The 16,571-nt window shown below is 68.9% G+C and carries 13 protein-coding genes and 1 tRNA gene; 4 read left to right on the top strand and 10 right to left on the bottom strand.

The genetic code is table 11. From position 1 onward, the window contains the following. Nucleotide 1: 1 nt before the first annotated feature. From ACW172_RS01110 to ACW172_RS01085, 6 genes are read right to left on the bottom strand one after another with little or no spacing between them, the layout of a single operon-like run. Nucleotides 2–1,291, bottom strand: coding sequence for an MFS transporter (locus ACW172_RS01110; RefSeq protein ID WP_492033361.1), 1,290 nt, complete (start codon nt 1,289–1,291; stop codon nt 2–4). A gap of 3 nt (nt 1,292–1,294) precedes the next feature. Then, complete coding sequence (gene astB, locus ACW172_RS01105) at nt 1,295–2,632, bottom strand: N-succinylarginine dihydrolase (RefSeq protein ID WP_492033360.1); 1,338 nt, start codon at nt 2,630–2,632, stop codon at nt 1,295–1,297. Further along, nucleotides 2,629–2,988: a hypothetical protein gene (locus tag ACW172_RS01100; protein WP_492033359.1), complete on the bottom strand. Its 360-nt coding sequence runs from the start codon at nt 2,986–2,988 to the stop codon at nt 2,629–2,631. The genes astB and ACW172_RS01100 overlap by 4 nt, the downstream gene beginning before the upstream one ends. Beyond that, nucleotides 2,985–4,403, bottom strand: coding sequence for a succinylglutamate-semialdehyde dehydrogenase (gene astD, locus ACW172_RS01095; RefSeq protein WP_492033358.1), 1,419 nt, complete (start codon nt 4,401–4,403; stop codon nt 2,985–2,987). Before astD ends, ACW172_RS01100 begins: the two co-directional genes overlap by 4 nt. 8 nt (nt 4,404–4,411) lie before the next feature. Then, nucleotides 4,412–5,419: an arginine N-succinyltransferase gene (locus ACW172_RS01090; RefSeq protein WP_492033357.1), complete on the bottom strand. Its 1,008-nt coding sequence runs from the start codon at nt 5,417–5,419 to the stop codon at nt 4,412–4,414. Nucleotides 5,420–5,422: 3 nt separating this feature from the next. Further along, entirely contained in the window at nt 5,423–6,673 is a 1,251-nt protein-coding gene (locus tag ACW172_RS01085; RefSeq protein WP_492033356.1) for a hydrolase, read from the bottom strand. 102 nt (nt 6,674–6,775) lie between these two features. Between ACW172_RS01085 and ACW172_RS01080 the strand changes: the two genes are divergently transcribed. From ACW172_RS01080 to ACW172_RS01070, 3 genes are read left to right on the top strand one after another with little or no spacing between them, the layout of a single operon-like run. After that, the gene (locus ACW172_RS01080; protein WP_492033355.1) at nt 6,776–7,318 is read left to right on the top strand and encodes a hypothetical protein; all 543 of its coding nucleotides are present in this window, start codon (nt 6,776–6,778) and stop codon (nt 7,316–7,318) included. A 1-nt stretch (nt 7,319) separates the two neighbouring features. After that, the gene (gene arsC, locus ACW172_RS01075; protein ID WP_492033354.1) at nt 7,320–7,658 is read left to right on the top strand and encodes an arsenate reductase (glutaredoxin); all 339 of its coding nucleotides are present in this window, start codon (nt 7,320–7,322) and stop codon (nt 7,656–7,658) included. Then, nucleotides 7,655–8,116 (top strand): SMI1/KNR4 family protein, encoded by a 462-nt coding sequence (locus tag ACW172_RS01070; protein ID WP_492033353.1) that lies wholly within the window; start codon nt 7,655–7,657, stop codon nt 8,114–8,116. The genes arsC and ACW172_RS01070 overlap by 4 nt, the downstream gene beginning before the upstream one ends. Before the next feature lie 33 nt (nt 8,117–8,149). Here ACW172_RS01070 and ACW172_RS01065 read toward each other — a convergent pair whose 3' ends face one another. The 3 genes from ACW172_RS01065 to ACW172_RS01055 form a co-directional block, all read right to left on the bottom strand. Beyond that, nucleotides 8,150–12,385 (bottom strand): translocation/assembly module TamB domain-containing protein, encoded by a 4,236-nt coding sequence (locus ACW172_RS01065; RefSeq protein ID WP_492033352.1) that lies wholly within the window; start codon nt 12,383–12,385, stop codon nt 8,150–8,152. Next, a complete protein-coding gene (locus ACW172_RS01060) occupies nt 12,382–14,172 on the bottom strand; it encodes an autotransporter assembly complex protein TamA (protein ID WP_492033351.1) in 1,791 nt (596 codons plus the stop codon). The genes ACW172_RS01065 and ACW172_RS01060 overlap by 4 nt, the downstream gene beginning before the upstream one ends. 145 nt (nt 14,173–14,317) lie before the next feature. After that, a complete protein-coding gene (locus tag ACW172_RS01055) occupies nt 14,318–14,575 on the bottom strand; it encodes a hypothetical protein (protein WP_492033350.1) in 258 nt (85 codons plus the stop codon). 196 nt (nt 14,576–14,771) lie between these two features. Here ACW172_RS01055 and ACW172_RS01050 point away from each other — a divergent pair. Then, nucleotides 14,772–14,848 (top strand) — tRNA-Lys (locus ACW172_RS01050). Nucleotides 14,849–14,927: 79 nt separating this feature from the next. Here ACW172_RS01050 and ACW172_RS01045 read toward each other — a convergent pair. Next, a complete protein-coding gene (locus ACW172_RS01045; RefSeq protein WP_492033349.1) occupies nt 14,928–16,538 on the bottom strand; it encodes a pectate lyase in 1,611 nt (536 codons plus the stop codon). Between the last annotated feature and the right edge of the window lie 33 nt (nt 16,539–16,571).

Here is a 16,571-nt window from a genome sequence, read left to right as displayed (position 1 = left end):
CCTATTCGTGCGTGATCAGCGTCTTGTGCTTCGTGTCTCGCATGAAGACGAAGACCAGAAGCGACACGCCGACCATGACGGTGACGTACCAGAAATAGCGGCTCTCGTTTCCGTCCAGCTTGAACCACAGGGCGACGTACTCCGCCGTGCCGCCGAACAGGGCGTTGGCGATGGCGTAAGGCAGGGCGACGCCCAGCGCGCGGATGTGGGCCGGGAACAGCTCGGCCTTCACCACCGCATTGATGGCCGTATAGCCCGAGACGATGACCAGCGCTGACAGGGCCAGGGCGAAGGCCGCGAAGGCGTTGGTGGTCACGGCCAGCGTCGACATGATCGGCACGGTGCAGAGCACGCCCAGCACGCCAAAGGCGATCATCACCGGCCGACGTCCGATCCGGTCCGACAGGGCCCCGACGGCGGGCTGAAGCAGCATATAGATCAGCAGGGCGCCGGCGCTGATCTCCGTCGCCGTGGTCTTGGAGAAGCCCGAGGTATTGACCAGGAATTTCTGCAGGTAGGTCGTGTAGGTATAGAAGGCGAGGGTGCCGCCGGCCGTCAGGCCCAGCACCATCAGCGCCTCTTTCGGATGCTTCAGGATCAGCTGCAGGGCGCTGGACTTCGGCTCGGTGCGCACGCCCTCGGCCTTGAAGGCAGCGGTCTCGTCCAGTCGACGGCGCAGCCAGAAGACGACCACGGCCAGAAGGGCGCCCACGAAGAAGGGGATGCGCCAGCCCCAGCTTTCCAGGGCTTCGGTGTTCAGCGTCCTTTGCAGGACGATCAGCAGCAGCAGGGCCAGAAGCTGGCCCGAGATCAGGGTCACATACTGGAAGCTGGACCAGAAGCCGCGATGCTTCGGCGTGGCCATCTCCGACAGATAGGTGGCCGAGGAGCCGTATTCCCCGCCGACGCTGATCCCCTGCAGCAGCCGGGCGAACAGCAGCAGGATCGGGGCGGCGATGCCGATCTGGGCGTATCCGGGCGCGCAGCCGATGATCAGCGACCCGGCGCACATCAGGCTGACCGACAGGGTCAGACCGGCCTTGCGCCCCTTGTGGTCGGCATAGACCCCCATGACCCAGGCCCCGATCGGCCGCATCAGGAAGCCCACGGCGAAGACGGCGGCGGCGCTCAGCAGCTGGGCCGTCGGATCCTCGTCCGGGAAGAAGACCGGCGCGAAATACAGGGTGAAGGCCGCATAGGCGTACCAGTCGAACCACTCCACCAGATTGCCGGCCGAACCGCCGATGATGTTCCGGAGGCGGCGTGCCGGGGTCATGGCTTCGGCGGTCATGGGTCAGTCCCTCTGGAACGGATAGAAGCCGGAGCCGAGGCCCAGGATGCCGGTCAGCTCATCCAGCGCGCCGCGGCTCTCGTCGAGCAGGGCCGGGTCGGCGAGATCGGCCGGGGTCAGGCGGTCGCGATACCAGTTGACGGCCCAGACGCTGAGCGCCCCGTGCAGCCCCTCGGTCAGCCGCATGTCGGCATTGGTCGCCGCCAGCTCGTCGTCGGTCAGGACGACGCGGAGTCTCAGACAGGCCGGGCCGCCGCCGTTGCGCATCGACTGGCGCACGTCGACATATTCGACCCGCCCGATGGGGCCGTTCGACGCCGCCAACCCTTGGGCGACCGCATGGGCGCGGGCGTTGTCGCGGGTCTCCGTCGGACAGATCAGGGTCAGGCGGTCCTCGCCCGGAACCTGGATCAGCATGGAGTTGAACAGGTAGCTGGCGATGGCGTCGGCCAGAGGCAGGTCGGCCTCGGCGATCTCGACGAAGATCGGGTCGAACAGACCTTCGGCGGCGGCGCGGATGTTGGCCTTGGTCTTGGCCGTGTCCTCGAAGGCCAGCTCGTGGAAGAGCAAGGTGTCCAGCGACCCGACGCAGACGACATCATTGTGGAACGTACCTCCAGCAATGGCGGCCCGACCCTGACGCGGGAAGACGGGGCGGCCCGCCTGATGCCGTCGCGCGACGGCTTGCGAGGCCTCCAGCGTCTGGCGAGCAGGGAAGGCGCCGTCCCACGGCTCGTGCGCCTCGCGGCCCCAGACCAGCAGATTGACCCCCGGCGCCCCGTGCCCGGCGCACAGGCGGACGTGGTTGGCGGCGCCCTCGTCGGCGAACTGTGCATGGGCGGGCAGGGCGTCGTGAACCGCGAACCGGGCCGGATCGGGGAAAAGGGCGTCCAGCGCCCGCTTCGTCTGCCGGTGCTCCAGCGACCGGTGCAGATTGGTGTGCAGATTGGCCGGGGTGAAGTGGACGCGGCCGTCGGCGCTGTCGGCCGAGGGCGTCACCGTCGCGGCGTTGGCGGCCCACATCGGCGAGGCCGAGGCGGCGGCGGCGACATAGGCCGGCGCGTCCTTCCACGCCTTCTCCAGCACCTGGGCGTCCGTGCCGCCGAAGCCGAGGCTCCTCAGGAAGCCGATATCGGGCCGCTCATGCGGCGGCAGCACGAACTGAGGCAGACCCAGGTCCGCCAGCCGCTTCATCTTGTCGAGCCCCTGCAGCACGGCCGCCCGCGGGTTCGACGCCTCGCCCTTCGACAGGCTGGCCGCGAGGTTGCCGGGGCTCAGGCCCGCATAGGAGTGAGTGGGGCCGATCAGACCGTCGGCATTGGCTTCGACGGCGGAGGTCACGGGGCCACCGGGATAATCATCACCACGCCGAGTGCGGTCAGGAGGGGCAGGGCGAGGAACCATACGGCTGCAAGCAGGGCGGCGCCTACCAAAGCAAAGGCCAAGGCGCGTGGCTTGTTGGGCCCAAACAGCCCGGTGATCGCCATGATGCCGCCGGGGAGACCGAAAGAGATGCACCAAAGACGGCTCCACCCGAACCAGTCGATCGGATGGCCCCAGACCTGGATCGCAACGCCAGTTGCTGAGACGACCGTCATCAGGCCGACCCAGATCAGACCGAAGCGCAAGGGATCGGCCCAGCGCTCCCAAAGGGTCGGCGAACCGATCCGTCTGTCGCCGCGCCAGCCGGAGATCACGTCCGCAACCCCCTGATCTCGCCCTCGATGTTCTTCACCGCCCCGGCTTCGAAGCTGGCGACCGGATAAGCGCAGTAGTCGGCGGCGTACCAGGCGCTGGGGCGGTGGTTGCCGCTGTCGCCGAGGCCGCCGAAGGGCATGTCGCCGGCGGCGCCGGTGGTCGGCCGGTTGAAGTTGACCACGCCCGCGCGGATGCGGCGGATGAAGTGATCCCAGTTCGCCGGATTGTCGGACACCAGACCGGCGGAGAGGCCATAGCGGGTGTCGTTGGCGGCGGCGACGGCGGCCTCGAAGCTCGGGACGCGGATCACCTGCAGGAACGGCGCGAACATCTCCTCGTCCAGCACCTTCAGGCCCGTGACGTCGATGATGGCCGGCTTCACAAACGCGCCCGGCAGGTTGTCCACCGGACCGCTCGCGCGGATCACCTTCGCGCCCAGATCGATGCGCTGCTGCAGGGCCTGAAGCGCCGCGTTGGCGGCCTTCTCCGAGATCAGCGGCCCGGCATAGGGCTCGGGCGACGAATCCCACGGCGCGAAGACCAGCCGGTCCGACAGCGCCGCCACGGCCTCGACGATGGCGTCGCCCTGCGGCCCCTCGGGCACGACCAGACGCCGGGCGCAGGAGCAGCGTTGACCGGTGGTGACGAAGGCCGACTGGACCACGATCCCGGCGGCGGCTTCGGCGTCGGCCGCGTCCCAGACCACCAGCGGATTGTTGCCGCCCAGCTCCAGCGCCAGGATCACATGCGGATCGTCGGCGAACTTCTTCCTGAAATACGCCCCCGCCGCGCCCGAGCCGGTGAACATCAGGGCGTCGATCTTCTGGTCCAGCAGGGCCGCGCCCGTGTCGCGTCCGCCCTGGATCAGGTTGAACACCCCGGTCGGCAGGTCCGCCTCGGCCAGGCATTCGGCCATCAGCTGGCCGGTCAGGGGCGTCTCCTCCGACGGCTTGAAGACGACGGTGTCGCCCGCCAGCAGGGCGGGGACGATGTGACCGTTGGGCAGGTGGCCGGGGAAGTTGAACGGACCCAGCACCGCCGCCACCCCGTGCGGACGGTGGCGCAGGGTGGCGTGACCGAAGGCGGTCTCGGTCGTCCGTTCGCCGGTGCGCTCGTCATAGGCGCGGATCGAGATGTCGACCTTGCCGGCCATGGAGGCCAGCTCGGTATTGGTCTCCCACAGGGCCTTGCCGGTTTCGCGACTGATCGCCTCGGCCATCTCGGGCGCGCGGCGTTTCAGGATGGCCTGATAGCGCTTCACCGCGTCGATGCGGTCCTGACGCGGCCGGTCGGCCCAGTCGGGGAAGGCGGCGCGCGCGGCATCGACCGCGGCGGCGGCGTCAGCGGCGGAGGCGGCCTCGCCCTCCCAGACGGTTTCGCCGGTGGCGGGGTCGGTCGACTGGAACACGGTCATGATTGCACTCAGGCCTTGATACGTACGGTGTCGCCCGCCCGGACCTTCAGGGCGTCGGCGGTTTCAGTCGAGACGGTGGCGACGTCGCCGTCGAGGGCGACACGCTGACGCACGGCGCGGAAGGCGCCGACGCTGTTCGTCGAGATCAGGGACGGCAGTTCGGCCTCGACCTCGGCGGCGATGGCCACGGTCAGGGGGCGGGCGTCGCGGACGGTGCGGATGTTGTCGCGGCCGCAGGTCACGGTCGGACCGGCGTCGAAGATGTCGATCAGGCCGTTGGGGCGGAAGCCCTCGCTCTCCAGCAGGGCCATGGCCGGCACCCCTTGCGGGTGGACCTTGCCGATCACCGCCCGCGCCGGCTCGGGCAGGAGGTCGACATAGATGGGGTGGCGCGGGGCCAGGTCGAGGATGAACTGCTTGTCCGTCGAGCCCGTCATCATGTCCGCCTGGTCGAACGGCATGGGGAAGAACTTATGGGCCACATGGTCCCAGAAGGGGCAGGCGCCGTCGGGCGTAAAGACCCCGCGCAGCTCGGCCAGCACCGTATCGGCGAACAGGTCGGGCTCGGCCCCGATCAGCATGTAGCGCGACTGGCTGAGCAGCCGACCCGCGCCGCCCTTGCGCCGATCCGCCTTGAGGAACAGGGACCCGACCTCGGTCCAGCCGGTGCATTCATTGACCAGCACCAGGGTCTGGTGCTCGAGCCGGATATTCAGCGACGGCGAGGAGGAGGCGTTGTTGACCACGCGGTAGGAGAAAAAGGGCCGCTTCAGCCCCACCGCCGCCTTGACGCTGCCGATGCCGTCGATGTCGCCGGTGTCGCTCTCCTCAAGCATCAATGTGTACCAGCGCTGCTCGGGCGGCAGGGCGCCCGCGAAGCTGTCGCGGCTGAGGTCCAGCCGCTCGGTCAGTTGGTCCGGGTCCTCCGGCAGGCTTGTGAAGCCCGGGCCGGACAGGATGGCCAGCTCCAGCAAATGGTCGAGGTCGGCGGGCAGGGCAGGGCGGACGACGAGCATTTCTTACATCGTCTCCAGACGCAGGGACTTCAGGCGGTGGGCGTCGATCTCGCCGCTCGCCAGCTTACAAAGGATCAGGGCCGAGAGCTGCGCGCGCTCGACGAAGCTGTCGGGCCAGGCGAACTCGCGGTCCGAATGGATGTCGCCGCCGCGGACACCCAGGGTGTCGATATTGGGCAGGCCCGCGGCGTGCAGGTTGTTGCCCTCGCACACCCCGCCCGACGGCGTCCAGGCGAGGGTCTGGCCCAGCAGGGCGCCGGTCTCGCGCACGGCTTCAAACAAGGCGGTCTGGCTGGCGTCCATCGGTTTGGGCGCGCGGGTCATGCCGCCGTGCAGATCCAGCGTGAGCCCCTCGAACGGCGGCGTCGCGGCGATTTCGCGCACGGCGTCGGTGACCCAGGCGGCGGATTGCGCATCGGGGACGCGGACGTTGAACCGCACCACGGCGTTGTCGGCGACGACGTTCAGGGCGCCGCCGCCCGAGATCTTGGCGACATTGACCGTCACCCCCTCGCGGCGGCCGTTCAGGGCGTGCAGGGCGGCGGCGATGATGGCCGCCCCGGCGACGGCGTTGGCGCCCTCATGGAAGGCCCGGCCCGCATGCGCCGCCTTGCCCGTGACGATCAGGTGGAAGTTGCCGCTGCCCTTGCGCTCCCCGGCCAGCGTCCCGTCGGCCAGCGCCGGCTCATAGGTCATGCCGACATGACCGGCGGCGCCCAGCTTCGCCAGCAGGGGCGCCGACGCAGGCGACCCGATCTCCTCGTCCGGCGACAGCAGGACGGTCCAGCCGACATTGGCGTGGTCGGAATGGGTCTCGAACGCCTCCAGCGCCGCCAACATCACCGAGATGCCGCCCTTCATATCGGCGACGCCTGGCCCGTTCAGGGCGCCGTCGGCGCGCACCGCGACCGACCGGAAGCCGCTCTCGGCGGGGAAGACGGTGTCGTAGTGGCCGGTGAGGACGACCTGCACAGGCGCCTCGGGACGGGCGGTGATCTGAAGGGCGTCGGCATGGGCCTCGGCCCTGACCGAACCGTCGTCGCCGACGGTCGTGGAGCCCTGGGTCGGAATGCGCACGACCTCGGCGGGCAGGCGGCGCGATTCGCCCTCCAGCACGTCCAGCATGGCGTTCAGTCCGGGCGCGTTGCGGCTGCCCGAGTTGATCCCGGCCCAGTCCACGGCACGGCCGATGATCGTGGCTTCCCGCGCCGCCACATGGTCCAGCACGGTCTGATCGGGGGCAAGAATCCGCATCGGCCGGACCCTAGGCGTCTTGTATGAAAAGGTGAAGGTCGGCGGTTTCGCCGCGTCGTTCGGCAAGCTAGGGTTGCCCTCTGTCAGCTTGAGGAAGCACCCATGACCTATCTGTTGCCGACCACTCCGATCACCAACGAGGCCGAGGCCACGAAGGCCGCGCGCGCGAGCGCCATCGCCATTCTCATCGGCGTCATCTACGGCGTTTTCAGCATTATCCTGACCTGGACGAGCATGGCCGCGATCAAGGCGGCGGCGACCGCCTCGGCCGCGGCGAGCGCCCAGCCCGGCGGGCCGGACGCCGCCATGGTCGCCGAGGTGGCGGTCCAGAGCGCCCTGTGGATGGGCGTCGGCTTCACCGTGATCCAGGCGATCCTGGCCTTCGTGCAATGGCGCCGGCCCAACAAGATCATCGCCATCATCTTCCTGTGCCTGATCGCCTTCGGCATTCTCAGCACCCTGGCTTCGGTCGCGATGATGAGCTCGGGCGCGATCCCGACCGGCAGCGCCCCGACCACGCCGATGTGGCAGATCGTCCTGGGTCTGGTGGTCATGGTCGTCGAGGCCGTGCTGCATATCACCGGCCTGAAGGGCATCTCGAAGCTCGACAAGATCCAGATGGAAGCCGCCAACGCGGCCTACTGATTTGCCCGTTACGCTGTTCCACAATCCCCGCTGCAGCACCTCGCGCAATGCGCTGGCGCTGCTGCGGGAGCGGGGCGTCGAGCCCGAGATCGTCGAATATCTGAAGACCGGTTGGGACGCGGCGACGCTGAACCGGCTGTCGGCGGAGACGGGCGGGCTGCGCGGCCTGCTGCGGACCAGGGAGGAGGGCGCCAAGGCCCTCCTCGCCGCCGACGCCAGTGACGCCGCCATCCTGAAGGCCATGATCGCCGAGCCGATCCTGGTCGAACGCCCCATCGTCGAGACCGGCAAGGGCGCCCGCATCGGCCGTCCGATCGAACGGGTGCTGGAGGTCCTTTGAGCGGCGACCCTCTGGCCGCCTTCATCGGAAAATGGACCCACCCCGGGTCTTCGCCTGAGCCGATGCCCGAAGGATGGCGGTCGGAGGTGGAAGCCGCCTTGGGCGTCCGCCTCCCCGATGCGCTCGCTGCCAGCCTGTCCCGGTACGGCAGGCCCGCGCCGACCATCGCCCTGCTTCACAGCATCACCGAGAACGATCTCTATCTTTCAGACGTCGCTGATTTCCTCGTCCCGGAGGACATGATCTCTTCGACGCAAAGCGGGCGCGAGATGGGGCTGGCGCCGGAGTTCGCGGCCTTCGCCAACGACTGCATGGGCAATCTGTTCTGCGTGCGCAGCGACGACGCGGCGATCTGGCGGTTCGACCACGACCTCGGCGACACGCGCCAGGAGACGGATTCGTTCGACGCCTGGATCGAGGCTTTCAACGCGGTCCCGTTCGTCGACCCGGACGAGTGATCGCCCGGACGATCGAGCAGGCCCATCGCCCGGTCAGTTCCGGTTCGGCCGACTGTCCGTCCGGCCGCCCGGATTGCGGCTCTGCCGGCGCCAGCGAATCGACAGGGTGGCGTCGCCCGTGCCCCCGACCTTGGAACTGACCGCCAGGTTGCGGCGGATCTGCCATTCGACATTGACCGCCGCCCCGCCTTCGCCGCCGCCGATGATCTCCAGATAGACGTTGTCGGTAATGTAGCGGCCGCCGGCTACCGTCAGGGCCGAAGCCTGCCCGCCGAACGACAGCCGGTCCAGCCCGGCCAGCTCGCGCAGGTTGCCGACCACATCGAAGCCGCCGCCGCCCGCGAGCGAGGCGACCCCCGAGGCCAGCTGGGCCGCCTCGAACGGCGACAGCTGCGAGGCCGAGCGGCCGAACAGCACCTGGGACAGGATTTCGTCCTGGGGCAGGGCGGGGGTGGAGGTCAGTTCGATCTTGGGCGTGTCCGCCGTGCCCGTGACCTTGATCGTCGCCGTCAGGGTCGGGTCGTCCCGCGTCGCCGACAGGTTCAGTCGGATCAGCTTGGGATCGGTCGACAGGGCCACCGTGCCCTGATCGTCGAATACGAACCGCTTGCCCGCGAACTCATAGTCGCCGCGCACGACGTTGGCGTTCCCGGTCAGGACCGGTTGGGCGATGGTGCCCGTGACCTGGGCGTTGACGCGCATCTCGACGTTCAGCCCCCGGCCGACCACGCGGATATCGCCGCCCGGTGAGGTCAGCCGGATGTTCAGCCCGAACTGCGGACCACGCTGTTTGGCCGTATCCGCTTCGGGCGGATCGCCGCCGGGCCGGTTGATCTCGACCACATCCATGCCGACCACGCCGTTCACGCCCGGCGGATTGGCCTCGATCTTCGCATCGTCGACGGCGATCTGGCCGGTCAGGGTGATGTTGCCGTCGGCGCCGCGCACCACGGTGATCGGGCCGGAGGCATGGGCCTCGGCGATGTCGTTGTCGATGATCTTGAATTTCGTCAGGGCCAGCTCGAAGCTGGAGCCCGAGCCCTCGCGCAGCCCGATCCGGCCGTCGCCGGTGACGGTGCCCTTGTCGCCGTCGTTGGCGCTGAAGGTCTCGATCAGGGCGGTGGTGTCGTCAAAACGGCTGGCCATGGTCAGGGCGTTCAGCCTCAGGCCCGTGGCGTTGTCGCGGAAGGCGCCCTCCTTGACATCCAGCCGGCCGTTGATGCGCGGCTCGGCGATGGTGCCGGCGATGGTCGCATTGCCGTTGACCTGACCGGCCAGGGAGCGTTCGCCGCCCAGGAACAGGTCCCAGATCGGCTGGATCTGGCCCTGGATCGACACCGTGCCCGACATCGGGCGGGTCCGTACCACAGCCAGCCGCAGCGGCGCGGCCGAGGCCTCGACCGGCAGAGTCAGGTCGACATTGGCCCGCACCTCTGTGTCGTCATTGGCGGCGGCGACCACGTGCAGGACATCGTTGTTCAGGGTGGCGTTCAGCGTTCCGTCCACGGCCAGGCCGCGCGGGGCGTCGACGCTGCGGATCTGCTTCAGGGTCACATTGGCCGTGCCGTCCAGATTGTCGCCGGCGCCGCGCAGCGAGACCTTGCCGGTGATCTGACCGCGCAGGTCGGAGACCAGCGAGCCCAGCTCGACGGCGCTGAGATCGGCCTCGATCACCGCCGCGTTGGAATCCTGACGCAGCTCGCCCAGCAGGACGCCGCCGCCGACGTTCAGGTCGACGCGCGCCACCTTGCCGTCCCCGGCCAGGGCGATGACCGCCGGATTGCGGGTTGTGAAGCTGATCTCGCGCACCCGGCCGCCGCCCCTCAGGGTGACACTCTGATCGGAGCTGTTCGGGCGGGAATAGACGCCGGAGCCGTTGAACTGGATCGGCACGTCGCCGCCGACGTCCAGCGCCAGGGTGAAGGGCAGGCGGGACAGGGTTCCGTGACCCTTCAGATCCAGACTGCGGATCGTATAGGTCGAGCCCGTCAGGCGGGCGTTCTTGGCCGTGACATCGAGGATGGCCGTGTCGTCTCCACTGCCTTCGGTCAGGCGCACGCGGCCCTCGGCGCTGCCCGAGGCGATGAAGGCGCCGGGCCGGGCGCTGAAGGTCAGGTCGGCGCTGGACGGAATGCTGTCGGACAGGGAGATCGCCCCTTGCGCCTTCACCCCGCCCGCATCGACATCGACGTCGGTCAGGCGGATGGCCTTGCCACCCAGGAAGAAGCTGCCCGATGCGGCGGCGGGGCCGTAGTTGGAGGCGCTGGTGATCGTCACCCGGCCGTCGGAGGCATCCAGGCCTTTCCGGAAGCTCAGGATCAGCTGGGTCTGGGTCAGCTTCAGCGGCCCGGCGTCGACCTTGTCGAAGCCCGCCGTCAGATCCACGCGCGGTTGGGCCAGGGTGCCGGTCAGGGCGCCGTTGCCGACCATGGCGCCGTCGATGGCCACCGGCCCGACGCCGAACGGCCCACGGGCGTTCCAGTTGAGCGCCAGCCTCAGCGTGCCGTCGAAGCCCATCAGGCCCCGGGCCGCGGCCTCGCCCATGGTCCCGGTGACCAGCAGCTTGTCGACCGTCAGCTCATGCTCCATCCGCCCGTCGAACTGGACGCGCGGGGTCGGACCCAGCAAGCGATCGAGTTCGGCGAGGCCCGTCAGCACCTTCACCCCGCGCCCGTCGAAGCCCAGCCGCCAAGGCTGGCCCGAACGGTTGGAGGCGGTGATGGTCCCGGCCAGCTGGCCGCTGGCGCCCTTCTGCACCCGGCCGATGTCGGTGATCCGCGCCGAGCCCCGGAAGCCCAGGCCGCCTGTCAGGTTGCGCGAGCCTGTGCCGTTCACAAGCAATCCCTGACCGACCAGATTGAGTTTCTCGAACAGGATGGCGCCGTCCTTCATCCGCGCCGCCTCGACCTTCAGGTGCGGGGTCGCGCCGAACAGGGCGCCGATGACGCCCTCGGTGGAGCCGCCGTTGGTGACCAGGTCGCTGTCCAGATCCATCCGGCCGTTCTTGACCTGGATGTTCAGGGGGCCGGTCATCCGCGTCGCCTTGTAGCTGGCGATGTCGGCGGCCAGCATGGTGGCGCGGCCGGTCAGGGTCCAGGTCGCCGCGTCGCCGCGGAAGACGCCGCTCCAGGCCGTGCGCCCGCCCAGGGTCAGGCCCAGCAACCGGGTCAGGGAGCCGGTCTCGACCTCCAGCTGGACCCCGTCGGGCGCGGACCGGTCCGACATCCGGATCAGGCCCCGGGCATTGGAGTTGAAGTTCTCGGAGATGAAGCGCCAGCCGACGCCCTGATAGCCCTTGCGGGTCGCGTCCGGCACGGCGGCGAAGCCGAAGCGGGCGGTGCGGCCGATCCGGCGCACGAAGGGCTCCAGCAGGTCCGAGCCGCTGAAGTCGGCGAAGCCCGAAATCCGGGCGCCCGCCTTGCCGTAGTGGCCCTTGACCACCAGAGGAACGAACTGGCCGGTCTTCACCGTCGCATCGACGATCTCGCCGTTGATGATCGCGACGGCCGAGAAGGGCTGGTCGGGCGAATAACCCAGCGAGCCGGCGATGGGGCCTCCTTGAGCCTCATTGGCGCGCAGGTTCAGGCGCAGGTCCTCAGGCTTGCCGCCGAAGGTCGCGGTCAGCCGCAGATAGTCGCCCTGCCGGTTCAGGCTGTAGGCATTGACCTCGGCGTCCTTGTTCCCGAAGCGCGGGATCTTGGCCGAGCCCGTCAGCCGCCACTTGCCGTATTCCTTGGAGAAGCCCTCCAGCAGTTCGATATTGGCGGCGAACCGGTCGATGTCGACGCTGATCGGCATGGGCTGGGACGGCTTGCCGTCCGGCGGATCGATCTCGGGGCGACGGATCAGGGTGATCCTGTCGGCGCTGATCTCATCGGCATGGAAACGGCGCGTCAGCAGCGGCAGATAGGACCAGTCGACGCGCACGTTGCGGGCCTCCAGCCAGACGCCCTTCTTGTCGGTGATGGTGACCCGGTCCAGGGTGAAGTCGTTGAACAGGTCGCCCTTCAGCCCCTCGACATTGATGCGGCCATAGCGGCTGATCTTGGTCCCCGCGACGAAACTGGTCACCAGTCCGCGCCCCGAGTCCGACAGCAGATACATCCGCCCGCCGATCAGGCCGAGCAGCAGGATGACCACCAGCGACGCCGTCACGATCCCGGCGACGAAGGCCGCCAGTTGCAGCCGGGTGCGCTTGCGCACCTCATGCTTGGCCGGGGTGTCCGGATCGGCCTTGAAGGCCTCGACGATGTCGGGTTCCTCGGTCAAAACGCCTGACCGATGCTGATGTAGATCTGGAAGTTGCTGTCGCCCTCACGCGGGGACAGGGGGAAGGCGAGGTCTGCGCGGACCGGGCCGAACGGCAGTTTGAACCGCGCCCCGACGCCCGCGCCATAGCGCATATTGGTCAGGTTGGGCGTCTCCTGGAAGCCGACGGCGCCGGCGTCGAGGAAGGCCACCGCCTGCCAGCTCTCGCCGATGTCGCGCCGCACCTCGATAGAGCCCTCGAACAGCGACAGGCCGCCGCGCGGGGTGTTGTCGGGCAGGCGCGGGTTGACGCCCTGGTACTCATAGCCGCGCACCGAGCCGCCGCCGCCCGAGTAGAACAGACGGTCCGACGGCACCGTCAGCTCCTGACCGCCCAGGATCGAGCCGATACGGACCCGTCCGGCCAGAACCGTGTGGGCGTTCTTCTCGACCGGGACATACATCGTCCCCTGCATCTCGGTGCGCAGGAACAGCACCGTGTCCTCGCCCGCCACCGCCGTCGGCTGGACGTTCAGGGTGACGCGATATCCCTGCGTCGGGTTCAGCGGATTGTTCGACTGGTCCAGATAGGCGCTGGCCCGGCCCGTCAGGATCGCCAGGTCGCGGTCGAAGCTCAGCGGCGCCTGGGTGATCGGGTCGTAGCGGTTTTCGAAGTACCGGCCCGCGTCCAGACCGACGCCGTAGCTGTAGTATGACGTTCGGCCGATGCGCTGCTGCAGGTCCGCCGCCGTCGCCAGGGCGGTGCGGCGGTAGGCGTTGGTGTCTTCGTTGACCGCGGCGACGGACAGCTTCAGCGTCTGCCCCGGATGGCGCCAGTGGGGCAGGGACAGGTCGACGCCCAGCCGGCTGTCGATGTTGGCGGCCCGCGCCTGGAATTTGATCGTGTCGGCGCGGTTGTAGTGGTTGAACCAGGTCCAGATCAGATCGACGCCGGAGCCTTCGGCGGTCGAGAAGCTGGCGCCGGCCTCCAGGGTGCGGCGCGGCCGGTCGTTCAGGCTGACGATCACCGGACGGTGGCCGTCGGCGTTGATCTGGTCGGCCGGGGCCAGGGCCACGCCGACGCCGTCATAGACGCCGGTGTCCAGCAGGCGCCGCTCCAGCTCGGCGACCTGATCCGGATCGAAGACGTCGCCCTCCTTCCAGGGGGCCAGGCCCGCGACCCAGTTCGGATTGGTCGAGCCCTCGGTGTCCAGCTTGACCCCGTCCAGCCGAACAAGATCGCCCGAGACGATGTTGTAGGTCGGCTGCACCGTGAAGGTCGCATGATCGACCACGACGCGGCGCGGCTGGGTCTTGGCGTCGGCATAGCCCCGGCGGGTCAGGCCGGCGACGATGCGGCCCTCGGCGGCGATGACGTCCACGGCGCGGCCCGGCTCGCCGACCGTCAGGCCCATCTCGTCCGAGACGGCGCTCTCGACGGCCGGTGTCGGCGCCGGGGCGGCCCAGGCGATCATCGGGCCGCTGATCAGGAAACGCGGGCCGGGGATGACGTTGATCGCGGCGATGGGGTTGTCCTCGCCCTCGACCACATCCTCGACCGTCGCCTGATAATAGCCTTCGGAGCGCAGCAGGGCCTGGGCCAGCTCAACCGACGACCGGGCCCGGCGCCGGGCCTCGAAACGGTTGGCGGGCGCGTCGTTGACGTCGCCCACGGCGCGGACCAGCTGGGCCCGCAGCGCGCTGTCGATCTCGCCGCGAATCTGGGCCTTGGGTTCGGCGAGGGCAGGGGAGGTCAGGCCGGCGACGAGGCCAGAGGCGAGGACGGCGCCGATGAACGCGAGCCGCACGGCTTCAGTCCGGAACGGGCCCTTCCGACACCGGGGTCGGTCGGCCGGCTGGAGAGGCCGTGGAATCAAACTGGAGCCTTCGTCTGCCTGAAGCTCGCCCCCGGGATGCGAAGATCACCCCCTGATGGCGAGCATGTGGCGCGGATCAGTAGAACAGGGTTTCGCTTTCCGGCTTCACCGTCTCTTCGGACGGGCGCTGGTCGGGCGGCAGGGTTCCGTCGGTCGGCGGCGGAGGCGTGGGGACGGTGTCCGAAGCCGGCGCCGTATGATCGGGAGCGGCCGGAGCGGCCGGAACCGGCTCGGGCGGCGGCGGGGCGGTTTCGGTCTGGGGCTGACGATAGTCGTCGCAGCTGGCCAGAGCCGCCGCGCCACAGATGGCCATCGCCAGAATCAGTCGTTTCATCGCCGTCCTCCCCCGTCCGGCGAAAACGCGCCCCGGACAGACCCGTTCCATATCGCTCATCCGGCCCCCGGTCACCCCTGCCGTGGCGATTCCATGCGCCTGTTCTGCGACTTTCGGATCATTTCCTGCGTTGGAGATGCGATCACGGGCTTGACCCGAATGGCGCGATGCAACAGAAGGCCCCCCACCCCACGGCGCGTCCTTAGCTCAGTTGGTTAGAGCATCTGACTTTTAATCAGAGGGTCCTCGGTTCGAGCCCGAGAGGACGTACCATGGGGGAGTTCGCCGACAGCGATCTCTCCCTCATTCCCGGACATTGATAGACGGTCGACCTGAAGCCCCGGGCGGCGCCTCAACTCGCCCCCCTGTGAGCCTCCAGATAGCGGATCAGCCGGCTCATGTTGTTGATGTAGGTCCCGGTCGAGATCCCCATCGGCCCTGATGGCTCGGTGAAAGGGGAGGTGTCCCAGTCGTCGCCGACCTGGCCGCGGTCGACGAAACCCGGCGGCGGGCTGGCCGGACCGTCGCCCTGATACGGATGGCTGGTGGTGCGCAGCTCCAGCGGCCAGTAGCCCTCGGCGTTCAACTCTCCGACCAGCAGGGTCGCGTCGTCCGCCGCCTGCCGCGTCTCGGTGACGTTCAGGTCCGAGCCGCCGACGTCCGAGGTGATCATGTAGCGGGGCAGCAGCGACGGCCCGCGTCCCAGCAATGCCGAGTCGCGCGTCGCCTGTTCGGGCGTCATGGCCGCGACCCGCTCATAATGCTGGCGCAGGGCGGCGACATTGATGTGCTTCTCCGGCTTCGTGTGCTCGGTGTCGAAGTCCGACCAGTATTCGCCGTTCTGGGCGTTCGAGCCGCGCCGGTGGGTGCCGATCAGCCGGCCCGTGCCGGGTTCGTAGTTTCGATAGAAGTTGCGGCCGTCGGAGGCGCGCTTCTCGGGCGGCAGCTCGACGCTGGCGATCCAGTCGATGGCCTCGGGGACCCGGGCCAGATACTTCCGCTCCCCGGTCAGCCGGTAGTAGTCGAGCAGCTGCTCCACCGCCGCCGCCGTGCCGTGCGGGGTGATCGAGGCGGGCTCATAGGTCCGGGCCGTCGCGGGCTTCAGGTCCGGCGTATACTGCATGGCCCAGCCCGGCGTCGGCTGCGGCTGCTGCAGGGCGATGATCAGCTCCATCGCCTTGATCAGCGGCGCGCGAACCCGCTCGTCCTTCAGCTGCTGCAAAACCACCAGCAGGAAGCTGATGTTCTCCTCCGCAACCTCGTCGTTCAGGGTGATGAAGCCGGTGTAGTCGGGCCGGCCGTGGTTCGAGAACTGGCCCATGCGCGGGAAGCGCTGCGGCCAGCCGCCGTTGGGATACTGGGCGTCCAGGATGAAGCCGACCGCCTTGTCGACCGCGGCCCGATACTTCGGATCGCCCTTCTCCATATGCAGGCGCAGCAGGAAGCGGCCGCACTCGACCGTGGCGTGGTCGTCGAAGGTGGCGTTGCCGTAGTAGTGCTGGAATTCCTCCAGCCGCCAGCCGTTCTTGCCGATGGTCTCATACCAGCGCTTCAGCGAGTCCTCGCCGGCGAAGTCGATGATGTAGTTCCAGCCGCCGGCCGGATGCTGGCCCGCGATCAGGGCGTCGGCGGCCTGTTCGGCGGCGCGGTAGTACTGCTCGTCGCCGGTCGCGTGGTACGAGTCGAGGAAGATCTGGCCCATCTCCGGCGTGCCCGGGGCCTGGGTCCAGATCATGGTCGGATACGCCTCCATCTCGCCCCAGCGGCGCGAGCCGTCGGCCAGATAGGACCAGACATAGCCGCCGTGGACGGCGACCTTGTCGGTCATGAAGGCGGTGGCGCGGCTCATGGCCGTCTTCACCGTCTCAGGAGTGGCGGCCTCGGCGAAGGCCAGGGTGGGAACGAGATGGGCGGCAACAGGCAGGGCGGCCGCGCTCAGCAGCCACCGACGACGGGTCAGCATGGGTCTTCCTCCGGGGGACGCCGCGGGTTGGAC

The organism is Brevundimonas sp. ALps5 (assembly GCF_058681645.1).
The sequence above is the reverse complement of the archived record's forward strand: the minus strand, read 5'-3'. Positions and strand labels throughout refer to the sequence as shown.